We start from the raw sequence: 1,678 nt of genomic DNA on the forward strand, positions 1-1,678 counted from the left end.
GGCTCCTTATACCTACTCGATCAACGGCACCACCTTCCAGACCGGCACTACCTTCACGGGGCTGGCTTCCGGAGACTATACCCTCACGGTGAAAGACGCGAATGGCTGCCAGGTGACGGCATCGGTGAGCGTAGACAAAGAAGGACCTGCCAGTTTTGTGAGTTCTTCGGTCGCCTCTACCTGCGGAAGCAACAACGGCAGCCTGGCTGTAAACCGGGTGAACGGAGGAAATGCCCCTTATACCTATAGCCTGAATGGTGGTGCCTTCCAAAGCGCTGCTACCTTTACAGGCCTGGTAGCGGGTACGTATACCATCACCGTAAAAGACGCCAACGATTGTACCTATACCCGCGAAGTACAGGTAACGGATGTGGCCGGACCGGATGACCTGGTGGCTACTGTCAAAGCCACTACCTGTGGCACCGGCAACGGCGAACTGACGATCACATCTGTTAGCAAAGGCACAGCGCCTTATACCTATAGCCTGAACGGTACGAACTTCCAGTCATCCGCTGCCTTCACCGCGCTGGTGGCAGGCGAGTACCAGGTGACGGTGAAGGATGCCAACGGCTGTATCTACACAGAAGCAGTGGTTGTGCCGAATATTTCCGGACCGGCTGACTTTGTATTGGTACGTCAGTCTGCTACCTGCGGACGCAGCAACGGGCAGGTGACGGTGAGCGGGGTAACGGGCGGCACTGCTGCCTATACCTACAGCAAAGATGGCGTGAACTTCCAGGCCGCTGCCACCCTGACGGGTCTGGCGGCTGGCACCAACTACATCACGGTAAAAGACGCCAACGGCTGTACCTTCACCAAGGCCGTGGTAATCGAGAACATTCCAGGCCCTGAAGATGTAATCCTGGCAAGTGTTGCTTCGACCTGCGGCAGCGCCAACGGATCCATTTCAGTAGGAACAGTAACGGGTGGCACAGCTCCTTATACCTATTCGATCAACGGCACCACGTTCCAGGCAGCGACTACTTTTGAAGGCGTTCTGGCGGGAGAGCAAACGATCACGGTAAAGGATGCCAACGGCTGTACCATCGCTAAAAAGATCGTGGTGGAAAATGTAGCCGGACCTGCTAACCTGGCGGCCAGCATGAAGCCTTCGACGTGCGGAAGCAGCAACGGAGAGCTGACGATAACGGGTGTGACGGGCGGAACCGCTCCCTATACCTATAGCATCGATGGCGTGAACTTCCGGACCGGGCTTGTATTCCCGGGCTTAGCGGCCGGGCAGCATACCCTTACGGTGAAGGATACCAATGGATGTACCTACGCTGCGTTTGTTACCATTACCAACATCGCCGGGCCATCCGAACTGGCGGCTTCTTCACAACCTGCTACCTGCGCCGACAACGACGGCAGCATAAAGGCGGGAACGGTGATCGGCGGCACAGCGCCTTATACCTACTCCATCAACGGCACGACTTTCCAGAGCAGCACCACCTTTACCGGTCTTGCTTCCGGAGACTACACCCTGACGGTGAAAGATGCGAACGGTTGCCAGGTGACGACGTCGGTTAAAGTGAACAAGAACATACCGACTGAATTTACCAGCACAACCCTGGCTTCTACCTGCGGCGCTGCCAACGGCTCGATCACGGTAGGAACAGTAACAGGCGGCACGGCTCCCTATACCTACAGCAAAGACGGCATTACGTTCCAGACTTCG

General features: G+C 56.4%; 1 pseudogene. It reads left to right on the forward strand.

Features of this window, described 5'->3' with window-relative positions:
* Positions 1-1,678: pseudogene (locus OB13_RS18980) on the forward strand (hypothetical protein); the annotation flags it as partial.

Source organism: Pontibacter sp. HJ8, from assembly GCF_054824225.1.